Source organism: Cellulomonas timonensis (assembly GCF_900046455.1).
Taxonomy (GTDB): Bacteria; Actinomycetota; Actinomycetes; order Actinomycetales; family Cellulomonadaceae; genus Cellulomonas_A; species Cellulomonas_A timonensis.
In genome coordinates this window covers 533,206-546,842 of sequence record NZ_FCOT01000011.1, presented here as the reverse complement: position 1 = coordinate 546,842, position 13,637 = coordinate 533,206, and the positions used below count along the sequence as shown (strand labels likewise).

The window sequence follows — 13,637 nt, the reverse complement described above, 5'->3', positions numbered from 1 at the left end:
CTAGCCCAGTCCGCGACGTGCCCGCCGCGCCTCATGGCGAAATCCCAGGTCGACACGGCACTGTTACGGCATGAGGCCGCCGACGGACAGCCCGCGCGTCGCGACGATCACGCGCGTCCGCCGTCCGACGACGGCTGCCCTGGTTCCCCTAGCCGCCGGGGCGACCGTGCTCGTGGTGGTGGCGCTGTGGGCGGCGAACGGCAATGTGGCCGAGTTGGCGAACGGGCCCGGCGCCGCGCTGACGTCATTCGGCCGGCTGTGCGGCCTGGTCGCCTCCGACCTGCTGCTGCTCCAGGTGCTGGCCATGGCCCGCATCCCGTGGGCCGAGCGCGCCCTGGGCCAGGACGCCATCGCCCGATGGCACCGGCTGCTCGGCTTCACGTCGATCACCCTGATGCTGGCGCATGCGGTGGCGGTGGCGCTCGGGTACTCGCTGCTGGACGGGATCGGGTTCTGGCCCGAGGCATGGACCCTGGTCACCACCTTCCCGGGGGTGCTGCTCGCGACGGCCGCCCTCGCGCTGTTCATCCTGATCGCCGTCACCTCGGTGCGGGTCGCGCGCCGGCGGATGCGGTACGAGTCCTGGCATCTGCTGCACCTGTACGCGTACCTGGGCGCCGGGCTGGCGCTGCCGCACCAGCTCTGGACCGGCGCGGACTTCCTCGCCTCGCCGGTGGCCACGGCCTACTGGTGGACGCTGTACGGCGTGGCGCTGGCCAGCGTGCTGGTGTTCCGCGTCGGGCGGCCGCTGCTGCGCTCCCGGCGGCACCGGTTGACGGTCAGCGAGGTCGTGCCCGAGGCGCCCGGAGTCGTGTCGGTGCTGCTCACCGGGCCGCGCCTGCACGAGCTGCCCGTGGAGGCCGGGCAGTTCTTCGTGCTCCGGTTCCGCACCGGCCCCGGCTGGACGCGCGGCCACCCGTTCTCCCTGTCGGCGGCGCCACGGCCCGATGCGCTGCGCTTCACCTTCAGCATCCGAGGCGACGACGGCGCCCGCCTCGCCGGGGTGGCTCCGGGCACGGCGGTGCTCATCGAGGGCCCGTTCGGGCGGCTCGTCCCGGCCGCGCGGACCCGCCCCGGCATGGTGGCCCTGGCCGGCGGGATGGGCATCACGCCGCTGCTGTCCGTGCTGCAGGACGCCGCGCGACGCGGTGACGCCGCCGGCCCGCTGACACTCGTGCGGCGCACCGGCGCCGAGGGACCGCTGCCGCTCGAGGCGGATGTCGAGGCCCTGGTGCGCGACGGCGGCCTGCGTGTCGTCGACCTGGTCGGACGGCGCAGCGTCACCGGCACCTCCTGGCTGCCTGTGCAGCTCGGGCATCTGAGCGGGCCGGACGCGCTGCGCACGATCGTGCCCGACCTCGACTCCTGCGACGTGTACGTGGCCGGTCCCGCGCCGTGGGTGGACGCCGTCGCGGCAGACGCCCGCGCGGCCGGGGTCCCCCGGTCGTCGCTGCACCTCGAACGCTTCGCCTGGTGAGACCGCTGAGACTCGTGAGAGGGGACTGACCGTGCGCCGCATCCTGTTCGCCGCCTGCTGCACCGTCGTGGGCCTCGTGCTGCTCTTCTCCTGGCCCACCAGCTGGAACCGGCCCGTGGACGGGGCGGGCGGGCGGCCCGGCGCGGACCCGTCTCCCGAGGCCGTCGACCCGGGCGTGCCCGCCGAGCCGTCCGGCGACGACACCGCAAGCGACGACACTGCGGGCGACGACGGGGCGGGCGGCACGTACACGGGGGCCGCCGTGCCCAACGGCCACGGAGACGTGCAGGTGCGGATCACCGTGGCCGACGGCGCCGTCGTCGAGGCTGAGGCGGTCCAGTACCCGACCAGCGACCCGCGCGCCCGGCAGGTCAACACCCGCGCGATCCCGATCCTCGACGAGGAGGCCATCGGCGCGACGAGCGGGGACCTCGACATGGTGTCCGGGGCCACCCTGACCAGCGACGCCTACCGGGAGTCACTGCAGGACGCGCTGGACCAAGCAGGGCTGTGAGCGGTGGGACTGTGAGCAGTGGGCTAGGGCGGCGCGCCTGGGTCGAGCAGATCATGGGGATGCCGGTCAGCGTCCATGTGCGGGGGCCCGCCGCGCGCGGCGCCGACGCCGAGCACGCCGTCGCCGAGCTGTTCGCGAGCCTGCGCGACGCCGACGCGATGTTCAGCACCTACCGGGCCGACTCGCAGGTGAGCCGCCTGCGGCGCGGCGAGCTCGACCTGGACGGGTGCGGCCCAGCCGTCCGCGAGGTCCACGGCCTGTGCGCCCAGGCGCGGGCCGCCACCGACGGCTACTTCGACGCGTGGGCGCCCACGCGAGGCTTCGACCCGACGGGCCTGGTCAAGACGTGGGCGCTCGAGCGGGCGGCCCGTCCGCTCAGCGCGCTGCCCGGCCTAGGCGCCGCGGTGGGCGCCGGCGGGGACATCCTGGTGCTGCCCGACGATGACCCGGCGCCGTGGAGCATCGGCATCGAGGACCCGCGCGACCGCAGCCGCACGCTCGCGTCGGTGCCCGTGCACGACGGCGGGGTCGCCACGTCCGGCATCGCTGCCCGCGGCGCCCACATCATCGACCCGCACACCGGCAGGGCGGTCACCGAGGTGCTGTCCGCCACTGTGAGCGGGCCTTCGCTGATGTGGGCCGACGTGTGGGCCACCGCTGCCGTGGCCCGCGGCGCCGACGCCACCCGGTGGGTCGATGGGCTCGCCGGGACCAGCGGGCTGTTGGTCATGGCCGGCGGCGCCGTGCACCGTTGGGCGAATCCCGCCTAAGGCGCCCGAAGCCGCGCGCCCCACGAATGGATGACTTCTCCGGGAATGGGCGGAGTTTCACCCGGTCGCATTCACTCGCGCGGTCGAACATCGCCCCCGCGGTTCGGATGAATCGGATATACAAGGGCACACGCCGCTAAATCCCCCAGGCTGTTCTCCGTCGCTGCAGACCGGAGAGCGCCAGGCCAGCGGCACAGAGCACCCGTCCTCGACGACCCGTCCGGCATTCCATTCCGCACACTCCGCCGCACGGCTCCTCGGCATGCCCGCACACCGAGAACGCATCCAGAAAAGCCCTGCCGACTGCGCGTGGGGCACGCCTCGAAGGAGCACGCACATGATTCGCCGCCTCTCCACGACGTTCGGCATCGGCGCCCTCGGCGTCACCGCCGCGCTGCTGTTCGCGCCCGCCGCCCAGGCCGCTGGCTGCCTGCCCTCCCCCGGCTCGCCGCTGATCCCCGCCACCTACGAGGCCCTCCCCGTCTCGCCCGCCGTGGAGGCCACGCCCGCCATCCCGGCCATCGACGAGGTCAGCCACACCGAGCACACGTACGCCCGCACGGTCATCGACCAGCCGTACGTGCCCGGCGAGGACGCGGCCATCCGGGAGAAGTGGTCGATCTCCACCTTCATCAAGGGCTGGACCAAGACCGACCAGGTGCGGACGAAGGTCATCACCCCGGCGTGGGATGAGTACAAGACGCTCTACTGGCACGAGCGCCAGGTGCAGACCAGCCCCGGCCAGGAGTACATCGCCCCCACCTACAAGACGGTCGTGGACCAGCCCGCGTGGACCGAGGAGATCCCCCACGACGCCGAGTACACGACGGTGCACCACGAGGCGGTCACCGAGGTCCAGTACGAGTGGATCAACGCGTTCGCCCACTGGAAGAAGCAGTGGGCCGCGACGGACCCCGGTTTCGGGTGGGTCAAGACCGGTGAGTGCAAGACCGTCGTCCTCAAGGAGGCCTACGACGAGCAGGTGCTGGTGAAGGCCGCCTGGGTGGAGAAGGTCGAGCACCCCGCGACGTACAAGGAGGTCGTGGACAACCCCGGCCAGGAGTACATCGCGCCCACCTTCACCACCGAGCGCCGGGTCTCCGGCCACGAGGACCTCAACGGCAAGGGCGACGCCGGCCACGGCTGGACCCCCACCGGCGAGACGGTGCAGAAGTTCATCAAGCACCACCCGGCGGTGACGAAGCCCGAGTACCTGCACACGCAGGTCGTCAAGGAGGCCGTCGCCCCGATCGAGGAGGTCTCCCACGAGGAGACGACCGAGTGGGTCACCGAGGCGCCGGAGGGTGAGGGCTGGGAGCTCGTCGACGAGCGCACCGTCATCGACCAGGCGTTCGTGCCCGCCGTCCCGGCCGTCGAGGCCGTCAACGCCGTCTGGGAGAAGCGCCAGCTCACGGCCGAGGTCCCGGCTGTCGCGCCTGTGGTCTGCGCCGCCGACCCGGCTGCTGTGCCGAACCCGACGGTCACCTACCTCAGCGAGGTGCTGGCCGCGCCGCTGCCCGCCGCCGCCCCGGCCGCACCCGCCGTGGTGAAGAAGGCCCCCGCGGTGAAGAGCGAGGTCCTGGCCGCGACAGGCGCCCCGGCTGGCCTGTACGGCGTGGGAGCCGTGGCGCTCCTGGCGCTGGGCGGCACGCTCGTGGCCGCTCGCCGTCGGGCCTCAGAGCAGCACTGACAGTCCGCGTCGGTCCCGGCCCCCAGCGTGCCGGGACCGACGCGCGACCCGCTCACCCCGCCGTCGTGCGCCCGAAGTGGAAGGACGTGGCCGCCGAGCGCGGCCAGCGGCTCGTGACGACCTTGCCCCGCGTGTAGAACCGCACGGCCTCGGGGCCGTAGACGTGGCTCTCGCCGAACAGCGAGTCCTTCCATCCGCCGAACGAGTGCCAGCCGACCGGAACCGGGATCGGCACGTTGATGCCGATCATGCCGACGCTCACCGAGCGCTGGAACGTGCGCGCGGCGTCGCCGGAGGCGGTGAACAGCGCCGTGCCGTTGCCGTAGGGGTTCGCGTTGACGATGTCGATGGCCTCGGCGAGCCCGGCGACGCGGAGAACGACGAGCACCGGGCCGAAGACCTCCTCGGCGTAGGCCCGCATGTCGGTGGACACGCCGTCGAGCACCGTCGGCCCCACGAAGAAACCGCCCTCGTGGCCGGGAACGGTGTGCCCGCGACCGTCGACGAGTGCTCGCGCTCCGCCGTCCACAGCCTCCGTGACGATCTGCTCGATGCGCTCCTGGGCGGCGCGCGTGATGATCGGGCCCATGTCGGACGCCGGGTCGGAACCCGGCGCCACTCGCACCGCCAGCGCCGCGGCGCGCAGCCGCTCGAGCAGCGCGTCAGCCACCTCGTCGGCCACCAAAGCCACCGACACCGCCATGCACCGCTCCCCCGCCGCGCCGAACGCCGCAGCCGTCAGGTGGGTGGCCGCCAGGTCGAGGTCGGCGTCGGCCAGCACCACCGCGTGGTTCTTGGCGCCGCCCAGCGCCTGCACCCGCTTGCCCTGCGCGGTCGCCATCGCGTGCACATGCTTCGCGACGGCGGTGGAGCCGACGAAGGACACCGCCGCGACATCCGGATGCGTGAGCAGCCCGTCCACCGCCACCCGATCGCCCTGGAGCACCGAGAAGACACCGTCGGGCAGGCCCGCGTCCGCCCACATCTGCGCGAGCAGCAACGACGCCGACGGGTCGCGCTCCGACGGCTTGAGGATGAACGCGTTGCCCGTGGCGATCGCCATCGGCGCCATCCACAACGGCACCATCGCCGGGAAGTTGAACGGGGTGATCCCCGCCACGACCCCCAGCGGCTCCCGGAACGAGAACACGTCCACATCCGTCGCGACCTGGTCGGAGTACTCGCCCTTGAGCAACTGCGGGATGCCGCACGCGAACTCCACGACCTCCAGCCCCCGGCCGATCTCCCCCACGGCGTCCGAGAGCACCTTGCCGTGCTCCGCCGTGATCACCGCCGCCAACTCGGCCGTCCGGGCGATGAGCTGCTCCCGGAACGCGAACATCACCGCCGCACGCTTGCCCAGCGGCGTCTGCGCCCACCCCTCGGCGGCGATGAGGGCCGCCGCGACCGCCGCGTCGACATCCACCTGATCGGCCAGCGCCACCTGTGCGGACACCTGCCCGGTCGCGGGGTCGAACACGTCCTGCCGGCGCTCCCCCGAGCCCGGCGTCGGGGCGCCGCCGATGACGTGGCCGACGAGCGTGGTGACACCGGTGCTGTCGATCGAAGGCTGCGCGCTCACGGTTCTCCTCCGGGTGAGGCCGTCGGCTATGACGGATTCGCGTCACGCTAGCGCCCGGCGCCCCGGCTGAGTAGGGGCCCGCAGAGGACGGCTCGCAGGCTGGCACGCCATCACCCCACAGCAATCCCGGCCCGCAACCGCGCTGTGGGCGAGCCGCGCCACACTAGTGACCTGACTGAGGTGCCCGGCGCGACTGGCACTGCCTCGACCTGCGGTACGGGCACCAGTCTCCGTACGTCGAGCCCCTGCTGTGGGCGCCGGACGCCGTGGGCTGGGCACACGCCCGCGGCGGCGAGTGGCGACTGCTCGCCAGCCCGCTCATCCGGAACGTCATCGATGTCTGAGTCCGGACACGCGAAAGGCCCGAACGCAGACACCATCCGGAGCTGTCTCGGGCCCTCGACTTCCCGCGGCTACTGCCTTGGGCACTTCGAAGACTAGGCCGCACTCCAGACCATCGCAATAGCGAATACGCCGCTGTGGGCATCCCATGCTGGAGCGCGCTTCCCATGCCGGCCGGCACGCAGACCCGCCGGGGCGCCCGTGCCAGACTCGCCGGATGCCTGAGCACTACGCGCCCGACGACCACGCCACCGACCGGGCCCTGCTCGTCGCCGCGTCCTACGTGCTGCTGCGCCGCGACGACCAGGTGCTACTGCAGCTGCGCCGCGGCACCGGCTACATGGACGAGCACTGGGCCACGATGGCCGGGCACGTCGAGCCCGGCGAGTCCGTGCACGAGGCCGCCGCCCGCGAGCTGTCGGAGGAGGCCGGTGTGCGCGTGCGCGTCGAGGACCTCGTGCCGGTCACGATGCTGCACCGCTACGAGGTGGGCGGCGCGCAGGTCGAACAGCGCTGCGACGTGTTCTTCGAGGCTCGGGCCTGGACCGGGGAGCCGCGCATCATGGAGCCGGCCAAGTGCGCCGCCATGGAGTGGTTCCAGCTCGACGCGCTGCCGTCGCCTGTCGTGCCGCATGAGCTCCTCGTCCTCGAAGGGCTGCGGCCGGGGGCGTCGCTGCCCGCCGTCGTGTCGTACCGCACGGGCGGCTGACACCCGGCTGACACGCGGCTGACACGCGGCTGACACGGCGGTGGCCGTGTACCGAGGTCGCAGCGACGTCGGGTATCCTCATCCGGCCAGGAGGATTCGCCTAGTGGCCTATGGCGCACGCTTGGAAAGCGTGTTGGGTGAAAGCCCTCGGGGGTTCGAATCCCCCATCCTCCGCGCACCGAAGGGCCCGTCACCGCAGCAATGTGGGTGACGGGCCCTTCGCCATGCCACGGGCTCACCTCAGGCGAGGCGAGTTCGGGCTCGTCGATCCGCTTCGTCGGCCCCGGCCATCAGCCCTTCACGTCCTGACGGACACTCAGCCTGAGCGCGGCGCCGCGTCGCCCTGGAGCCACGACAGCGCGCCCTGGGCCGCGACCACGCCGGTGCTGAATGAGGCTTGCAGCAGGTAGCCGCCGGTCGGGGCCTCCCAGTCGAGCATCTCGCCTGCGACGAATGTGCCGGGCAGCCGCCGCATCATCAGCGACTCGTCGACCTCCGACCAGGCGAGGCCGCCTGCGGTGGAGATGGCCCGGTCGATGGGCATCGTCGCGGTCACCATGACGGGGACGGCTTTGACCAGGCCCGCCATCTCGGTGGCGTCGCTCGGCAGCGCGCCGCCGCTCGACTCCCGCAGCAGGGCGATGGCGACGGGGTCGAGGCCAAGGCGGCGCAGCCAGGTCGAGGCTGAGTCCTTGGGCCGGCGGTGGCGTAGCCGATCGGCCACCTGGTCGACGGCGAGGTCGGGGCGGAGGTCGACCTGGAGGACGCACTCCCCGTCGGCGTCGAGGGCGTCGCGGATCGCGGCGCCGATCGCGTAGACGGGGCCGCCTTCGACGCCGGTCTTCGTCACCATGGCGTCGCCGCGGGCCTGCTGACCGCTCCCCGGCACCGTCAGGCCGACGTTCTTCAGCGGGCTCCCCGCGAACCGGTCCGCGAACGTGTCCGTCCACGAGACCTGCACCCCGACGTTCGCGGCCCGCAGGGGTGTCACCTCGGCGCCGCGCTCGGTGAACAGCTCGACCCAGCCGCCGTCGGCGCCGAGCCGTGGCCAGGACGCGCCGCCGAGCGCGAAGACCGTCACGTCCGGGTCGACCTCGACAGCCTCGCCGTCGGCCCGGGTGAAGCGCAGCCGATCGGTGTCGCCGGCCCATCCCCTCCACCGATGGCGCGTCTCGATCCGCACCCCCAGCTCGGCCAGCCGCGCCAGCCAGGCGCGCATCAAGGGGGTGGCGCGGAACGCCTGCGGGAACACCCGCCCGCTCGACCCGACGAACGTCGGCTCGCCGAGGCCCGCGCACCAGTCGCGCAGGTCCTGCGGGCTGAACACGTCGAGCATCGGCGCCAGCCGGTCGGCCGACCGGCCGTATCGAGCCAGCATCCGGTCGCGGGCCTCGGAGTGGGTGATGTTGAGCCCGCCGTGGCCCGCGAGGAGGAACCTGCGCCCGACCGAGGGCATCCGGTCGTACACGGTGACGGTCACGCCGGCCCGGGCCAGCGTCTCAGCGGCGATCAGGCCCGCGGGGCCGCCACCGATCACACTCGCTGTGCTCATCGGCTGGATCGGCCGAGCTCGAACGTCGGTGTGACCATCAGCATCGTGTGAACGTAACCCACAGGCGACGACCTGCACGAACGCCCGCGGCCTGCCGTCTGCCGCCCCGGGAGGCGTCGCACGGGCACAGGTCGCGGACGGGGCAGCGCCTGCCAAGTCGTAGGCTCTTTCACCGTGGCCACGTTCTCCTCTGTGTCGAGACAGCACATCCTGCAAGCGATCGCCGAGTACGACTCCCGCGGCGGGGAGGCCTTCCTCCAGGTCTACGGCTTCGGCCCATCGCGCGACTACACGCTCATCCACGAGGGCCGCACCTACGACTCGAAGGCGATCCTCGGGGTCGCGCACCGGTTCGCCACCGGGCGGCTCGCCACGTCGGACGAGTTCCATGGCGGTGTGCACGGCGCCGTCGCGATCCTGCGCAAGCGGGGCTTCGACGTGACCGAGCCGGCGTCGGCGTCACGCGAGGCCCCGGCCCGCCCCACGCGTGCGCCTCGTGCCGCCCGGACGCCTGTCGCGCGCCCGGCCCCCGTGCGCGAGGCTCCGACAGCGATCTGCCCGACGTGCTCGATGACCCTCCCGGCGACCGGCGTCTGCGACGACTGCGGCTGAGCCTCCGCCAGGCGCCGCGACGACCAGCAGCCCCTCGCTCACCCGAGCGGGGGGTTTCGTCATGTCAGCACGCAGGGTCCCGGGTGCGGGCGGATTTCCGTCCGTAGAGTCGCCCTCGACAGCGTCGGAGGAGCGAAGTGGCTGGTCAGGCGACCCATGGGCCGGGTAGGCGTCCCGGAGGCGAGCGCGCCCCGACGTTCCTGCCTGACACGGCAGGGCCCGCGATCGAGCTCGATCACCTGACGAAGTCGTACGGCAAGCGAGTCGCTGTCGACGACCTGTCGCTGACCGTGGGGCGCGGCGAGTTCTTCGGCCTGCTGGGGTCCAACGGCGCGGGCAAGAGCACCCTCGTGCGGATGCTGTGCGGCCTGACGGCGCCGGCCAGCGGCGACGCGCGCGTGCTGGGCATGTCGCTGCGGACGGACGCCACCGCGATCAGCCGTCGCGTCAACCTGTCGCCGCAGGAGACTGCCGTGGCCGCGACCCTGTCGGTCGCCGAGACCCTCGAGCTCGTCGCCCGCCTGTATGGGGCGTCGCGCGCCGAGGCGCGATCCCGGGCGCTCGACGTCATGGAGTCGTTGCGGCTCGGCGACCGGGCCCGAGATCGGGCGAAGTCGCTGTCCGGTGGCCTCGAACGGCGGCTGAGCCTGGGCATGGCGCTCATCACCAAGCCGGACGTGGTGTTCCTCGACGAGCCGACGCTCGGCCTGGACGTGCGCTCCCGCCGTGACCTGTGGGCGCTGCTCGCCGGCCTGAAGGGCACGACGACTGTGGTGCTGACGACCCACCAGCTCGAGGAGGCCGAGTCCTTGTGCGACCGGATCGCGATCCTCCGCGACGGTCGCCTGCGCGGGGTCGGCGCCGTCGCGGATCATCTGGCGAGCACCGGCGCAGCCACCTTCGAGGACGCGTTCCTTGCCCTGACCGACGAGGAGGCCGGCGCATGAGCGTGCTCGCCTTCGCCGGCCGCAACCTCAAGGAGATCGCGCGGGACCCCTCGGCGTTCCTGATCCTGATGGCGCTGCCGGTGGGCCTGCTGTTGATGCTCGGCACGATCGGCCGCAACACCGGGCTCTCCGACTTCGAGATCGAGGCCCTCGCCCCCGGGCTGGCCGTCTTCAGCCTCGCATTCGTCGCGTTGTTCGGCGGGACGCTGCTCGCGGGCGACCGGGCGTCGTCGTTCCTCACCCGCGTGCTGGCCTCGCCGCTGAGCACCACGGGACTGCTCGTGGCGTATGCGCTGCCGCTCGTGGCGCTCGGGCTGGCCCAGGGCGTCGTGTGCTTCGTCGCGGCGATGTTCATGGGACTCGAGCTCACAGCGAACCTGCTGCTCGCGCTCGTCGTGCTGGCGCCGTCCGCGGTGATGTTCGTGGGCATCGGCCTGTTGCTGGGCTCGGCGCTCAGCTCGTCGCAGGTGGGAGCGGCTGCCTCCGGGCTGATCACGTTCGCGACGTTCGTCGGCGGGTACTGGATGGACCTGGCAGTGCTCGGCGACGGGTTCGCGGCAGTCGCCCGCATGCTGCCGTTCGTGCATGCGGCCGACGCCGCCCGCGCGGCGGTGACCGGCGACTTCGGCAGCATCGGCGGGTCGCTGCTGTGGTGCGCGGGGTACGCGATCGCCGTCTTCGCGCTCTCCGTCGTCGTCTTCCGCCGCCGCTCGCGCGCGGGCTGAGCGGCGGCGGGGTCGCCGCTAGAGCTCCAGCGCCTGCACGACGTCGAGGCGGTCACCGCGTCGACGAGCCACCGCGAAGCAGCCCAGCGCGATGACGGCGAGGCCGGTCATGATGCCCGCGAGCGGCACGGCGGTGTCCTCGCCTCCCAGGCTGACGAGCGGGGAGACGAGCCCGGCGAGGGCGAACTGCAGCGCGCCGAGCACCGCGGACGCGGTGCCCGCGGCGTGGCGGGCGGCGGCGAGGGCCAGGGCCGTCGCGTTGCCGAACACCAGGCCGAGGCTGGCGACGGCGATGAAGAGGGGCAGCGCGAGCCAGCCGGCGGGCACGGGTGACAGGGCGAGGACGAGGACCCCGACGGCGGAGAGCAGCACGAGCGTGAGGCCGAGCCCGAGCAGGCCGCGCACGGAGCGGGTCGCGGCAAGTCGCGCGGAGATGCCGCTGACCACCGCGAGCGCGAGGGCGTTGGCGCCGAAGGCCACGCCGTACTGCACCTCGCTCAGCCCCATCTGGACCTGGTAGACGAACGGCGACGCCGAGATGTAGGCCATCATCACGGCGAACGCGAAGCCGAACGCGAGGGTGTTGCCGAGGTAGGCGCGGGAGCGGAGCTCGCCCTTCCCGGCGGACGTCCGTGCGCGCAGCTCCCGCAGCTCGGCGCGGCGCGCGGCGGGGTGCGTCTCGCGGACCACGACGATCACGCCGATGAGCATCGCGACCGCGAGGGCGACCACGATCCACAGCAGGCCGCGCCACCCGAGGGAGCCGACGAGCAGGCTGCCGAGCAGCGGGGCGATGACGGGGGCGATGCCGCCGACGAGCATCATGAGGCTGAACGCGCGGGCGGCGGCCTTGCCGGAGGACAGGTCGCTGATGATCGCCCGGCCGATGACCATCCCGGCGGCGCCGGCGAGCCCCTGCACGAGCCGCGCCGCGACGAGGATCTCGACGGTGGGGGCGGTCGCTGCGACGACGCTCGCCGCGACGCACAGCACGGCTCCGGCCAGGAGCGGCCGGACGCGGCCGACCCGGTCGGAGAGCGGCCCGAAGACGAGTTGGCCGACGGCGACGCCGACGAGGAACGCGGTGAGGGTGAGCTGCACGCTGGTGGCGTCGGTGGCGAGCTCGGCGGCCATCGTCGGGAAGGCCGGCAGGTAGAGGTCGGTCGCGAACGGGGCGACGGCGGACAGCAGCGCCAGGACGAGCAGCAGCCCTGAGGTGATCACCCCGCGGCTGGCAGCGGGGGTGGTGGGGATGGCGGTGTCCGCGGCCGCTTATACACATCTCCGAGCCCCCTATACACATCTCCGAGCCCACGAGACAGGCAGAAATCTCGTATGCCGATAATGTCTCTGACGTATTTTCTGCTGCACCCCCCCCATCCATCCAACGCGCAGACATTCAAATGATTTGGTTAAGTTACATGTTTTAAAAAACAAAGGACGGCATGAGAGATATCTGCCTGTCTCGTGGGCACGGAGATATGTAAAAGAGACAGCCCCTGGCATAGTGATGAAGACATAATTATATATCAGTAAGGACTTTCGCTAGGCTGAGCCGATGCCCGCCGACGACGTCCGAGCCCCAGCCGCCGCCCCAGCCGACCGCGCGCACGCGGCGATGGCCGAGCTAGCGGACCTCGTGCTGGTGCTGGCCCGAGACCTCGCGCAGGCCGCCCGCGCCGACGTCGTCGAGCTCACACCCACCGAGGCCGCCGTGATCCGCTGCATCGACAGGCACCCGCTTGCGACCCCCACCGCCGTCGCCCAGGCGACCGGGCTGCATCGGAGCAATCTCAGCGTCACGCTCCGCTCGCTCGAGGCCAAGGGCATGGTGGACCGCAGCCATGACGACCAGGACCGCCGCAGCGTGCTGCTGCGCCCCACCCCGCTGGCCCACGAGCAGGTGGCACGCCTCCGCACCGCGTGGGCCGCACGCGTCGCCGAAGGCCTCGGGGACACCTCGGGTGACAACGACACACGGCAGGCCGTGGAGGCGGCGGTGGCACTGCTGACCCGCCTCGAGGCGGGGCTCGGCCCCAGCAACCCGGGCCCTGGGCCTAGCCGCTGAGCGGGACGGGGTCGCGCCCCCACCCGTCGTCGACGGACTGACGGCACCTCTCGGGATCGTCGCCCACGCCGATGAAGACGGCCGTGAGCAGCGGGACCGCATGCCGGAGGGTGTCGGCGGGCAGCGGCCCGTTGGGGACGAGCGACACCAGCCCGTGCCCGATGGCCCAGCACTGGGTGGCCAGGTCGAGCGGCACGATGTCGGGCTCGAACCGGCGGGCGTCACGGGCACGCCGCGCGGCGTCGACCATGCACTCGAGGGTCGCGTCCGCGGCGGCGAGGTCCTCGAGCTCGAAGTTCGCGTCGAACATGACGCGGTAGAGATCGGGATGCGCGAGGGCCAGCCGCACATACGACGCGACGTAGGCCGTCAGGTCGGCGACCGCGTCAGGGGTGGCGGCGACGGAGGCGAATGACGCCGCGAGCCGGGTGAACCCCTCCTGGCGCAGCGCCTTCCACATGCCATCCATGCCACCGAAGTACGTGTACACGGCCATCGTGGAGACACCAGTCCCCGCCACCAGCGAGCGCAGGGTGATGGGCTCCCGGACGCGGAGCATATGCGCCGCCCGCTCGAGGATCTGCGTCCTGATCGCCGGGTCTTTCGCGCGCGCCATGCCCTCACCGTAACATTGCATAGCGATGCTATG

At 72.4% G+C, this 13,637-nt stretch carries 13 protein-coding genes and 1 tRNA gene; 10 read left to right on the top strand and 4 right to left on the bottom strand.

The window, feature by feature from the left end:
- Positions 1 to 70: 70 nt before the first annotated feature.
- The 4 genes from BN3788_RS08045 to BN3788_RS08030 all read left to right on the top strand — a co-directional run bounded on the left by BN3788_RS08045 (position 71) and on the right by BN3788_RS08030 (position 4,451).
- Positions 71 to 1,477: a ferredoxin reductase family protein gene (locus tag BN3788_RS08045; protein ID WP_066584106.1), complete on the top strand. Its 1,407-nt coding sequence runs from the start codon at positions 71 to 73 to the stop codon at positions 1,475 to 1,477.
- 31 nt (positions 1,478 to 1,508) lie between these two features.
- Entirely contained in the window at positions 1,509 to 1,991 is a 483-nt protein-coding gene (locus tag BN3788_RS08040) for an FMN-binding protein (RefSeq protein ID WP_066584105.1), read from the top strand.
- Between the two features lie 11 nt (positions 1,992 to 2,002).
- Positions 2,003 to 2,761: an FAD:protein FMN transferase gene (locus BN3788_RS08035; RefSeq protein ID WP_199824754.1), complete on the top strand. Its 759-nt coding sequence runs from the start codon at positions 2,003 to 2,005 to the stop codon at positions 2,759 to 2,761.
- 337 nt (positions 2,762 to 3,098) lie between these two features.
- A complete protein-coding gene (locus tag BN3788_RS08030) occupies positions 3,099 to 4,451 on the top strand; it encodes a hypothetical protein (protein WP_066584101.1) in 1,353 nt (450 codons plus the stop codon).
- 52 nt (positions 4,452 to 4,503) lie between these two features.
- On the opposite strand, the gene BN3788_RS08025 is transcribed toward BN3788_RS08030, so the two are convergent.
- Positions 4,504 to 6,015 carry a CoA-acylating methylmalonate-semialdehyde dehydrogenase gene (locus tag BN3788_RS08025; protein WP_066584441.1) on the bottom strand — a complete coding sequence of 504 codons (1,512 nt, stop codon included), beginning with the start codon at positions 6,013 to 6,015 and terminating at the stop codon, positions 4,504 to 4,506.
- A gap of 577 nt (positions 6,016 to 6,592) precedes the next feature.
- Here BN3788_RS08025 and BN3788_RS08020 point away from each other — a divergent pair.
- Together BN3788_RS08020 and BN3788_RS08015 are read left to right on the top strand one after the other, a co-directional pair.
- Complete coding sequence (locus BN3788_RS08020; protein WP_066584099.1) at positions 6,593 to 7,084, top strand: NUDIX hydrolase; 492 nt, start codon at positions 6,593 to 6,595, stop codon at positions 7,082 to 7,084.
- An 89-nt stretch (positions 7,085 to 7,173) separates the two neighbouring features.
- Positions 7,174 to 7,258: transfer RNA gene (locus BN3788_RS08015), tRNA-Ser, on the top strand.
- Positions 7,259 to 7,400: 142 nt separating this feature from the next.
- Here BN3788_RS08015 and BN3788_RS08010 read toward each other — a convergent pair.
- Positions 7,401 to 8,636, bottom strand: a complete 1,236-nt coding sequence (locus BN3788_RS08010; RefSeq protein WP_066584097.1) for a BaiN/RdsA family NAD(P)/FAD-dependent oxidoreductase — start codon at positions 8,634 to 8,636, stop codon at positions 7,401 to 7,403.
- Between the two features lie 192 nt (positions 8,637 to 8,828).
- On the opposite strand from BN3788_RS08010, the gene BN3788_RS08005 reads away from it, so the two are divergent.
- The 3 genes from BN3788_RS08005 to BN3788_RS07995 all read left to right on the top strand — a co-directional run bounded on the left by BN3788_RS08005 (position 8,829) and on the right by BN3788_RS07995 (position 10,920).
- Positions 8,829 to 9,248, top strand: a complete 420-nt coding sequence (locus BN3788_RS08005) for a hypothetical protein (protein WP_234346541.1) — start codon at positions 8,829 to 8,831, stop codon at positions 9,246 to 9,248.
- A gap of 137 nt (positions 9,249 to 9,385) precedes the next feature.
- The gene (locus tag BN3788_RS08000) at positions 9,386 to 10,195 is read left to right on the top strand and encodes an ABC transporter ATP-binding protein (RefSeq protein ID WP_199824753.1); all 810 of its coding nucleotides are present in this window, start codon (positions 9,386 to 9,388) and stop codon (positions 10,193 to 10,195) included.
- On the top strand, positions 10,192 to 10,920 hold the full coding sequence (locus tag BN3788_RS07995) for an ABC transporter permease (RefSeq protein ID WP_066584088.1): 729 nt from the start codon (positions 10,192 to 10,194) through the stop codon (positions 10,918 to 10,920). Before BN3788_RS08000 ends, BN3788_RS07995 begins: the two co-directional genes overlap by 4 nt.
- A gap of 18 nt (positions 10,921 to 10,938) precedes the next feature.
- Here BN3788_RS07995 and BN3788_RS07990 read toward each other — a convergent pair whose 3' ends face one another.
- On the bottom strand, positions 10,939 to 12,144 hold the full coding sequence (locus BN3788_RS07990; RefSeq protein WP_234346540.1) for a multidrug effflux MFS transporter: 1,206 nt from the start codon (positions 12,142 to 12,144) through the stop codon (positions 10,939 to 10,941).
- A gap of 334 nt (positions 12,145 to 12,478) precedes the next feature.
- Here BN3788_RS07990 and BN3788_RS07985 point away from each other — a divergent pair, with 334 nt between their 5' ends.
- Positions 12,479 to 12,988, top strand: a complete 510-nt coding sequence (locus tag BN3788_RS07985; protein WP_066584083.1) for a MarR family transcriptional regulator — start codon at positions 12,479 to 12,481, stop codon at positions 12,986 to 12,988.
- Here the strand turns inward: BN3788_RS07985 and BN3788_RS07980 are convergent.
- Positions 12,978 to 13,604: a TetR/AcrR family transcriptional regulator gene (locus BN3788_RS07980; protein WP_066584081.1), complete on the bottom strand. Its 627-nt coding sequence runs from the start codon at positions 13,602 to 13,604 to the stop codon at positions 12,978 to 12,980. The genes BN3788_RS07985 and BN3788_RS07980 overlap by 11 nt on opposite strands.
- Between the last annotated feature and the right edge of the window lie 33 nt (positions 13,605 to 13,637).